Annotated in this window: 1 protein-coding gene; it reads right to left on the reverse strand. The window is 45.8% G+C overall.

Going from position 1 to position 1,050, the window contains the following annotated elements:
• Nucleotides 1-152: 152 nt before the first annotated feature.
• On the reverse strand, nt 153-1,050 hold an 898-nt coding region (gene hutG, locus R7127_RS26885; protein WP_318148759.1), incomplete at its 5' end, for a formimidoylglutamase.

Below are 1,050 nucleotides of genomic sequence, written 5' to 3' on the forward strand. Positions count from 1 at the left end.
TTTCCGTGAGGTGCACGAATTGTTCTGCTTGTATCAAGTCGTGGATCTTGTCCCTGGCGCTGTGTCATTTTCAGACTCCTTTATTTTCTCGTGATGACCAAGTGCTTGCTTGGTCTTGTTATTCCAAATTCACTTAGGTTTCAAAGTGATGGTTATTTAATAGGCTGACGTTTATGTTCTTTATCCGCCATGGCGTTGGCGATGTCCCAACACAAACGGGCAGCTAAGCGAGCGGTTTGACTATCGACATCGTAATTCGGGTTGTACTCTGCGATGTCGGCTAACATAAGCTTGTTTTTGTAGTGAAGAATTCGTTCTAAAAAAGGTGCGATTGTGTCGTAACTTACACCTCTAGCCGCAGGAGCACTTACGCCTGGCGCGGTTGCTGCTGGGAATACATCTAAATCAATGGTGAGATAGAGATAGTCACAATCGTCGATAAAGTGTTGCAGTTGGGTTAGGTGGTAGCTGTGATTCAAGTAATTGAGTTGACTATCTTCTACATACCATACGTTCAGCTCGTCTGCTTTTTGGAACAAAGCTTGCGTGTTGCTGCTGCGACTCACCCCCAAACAGGCGTAATGGAAAGCCCAATCATTACGCTGACAAAAATGATGAATTTGGTTGAATGGTGTACCTGAGCTTGGTTTTACATCCGCTAATGAACTTTCGAACGCGCGCAAATCGAAGTGCGCATCGAAGTTAATGATGCCAATTTTTGGCTTTTTCTCTGGATGATGCGTTTTGAAATATTCCGCTAGACCAGAAAACGATGCCCACGCAATTTCGTGTCCGCCCCCCAAAACGATAGTTGGCGTGTGAGGTAGCGCTTCTGAAATGAGGTTTGCACAGCGTGATTGGCTTTCTTCTAACAAGTCATCATCGCAAACGACAGTCCCAAGATCATAAAGCTGGGCATCTTTATGCCAAGCGAGATTCGCTAGCGCTCTACGAATCAAATCTGGTGCTTTTTTCGCTCCAATTCGGCCTTTGTTTCTCGCAACGCCTGCGTCGGTAGCAAAACCCAGAATGGATACGCCTTGAGAGGCT

It is taken from the genome of Vibrio sp. 1159 (assembly GCF_033340395.1).
GTDB classification, from domain to species: Bacteria; Pseudomonadota; Gammaproteobacteria; order Enterobacterales; family Vibrionaceae; genus Vibrio; species Vibrio alginolyticus.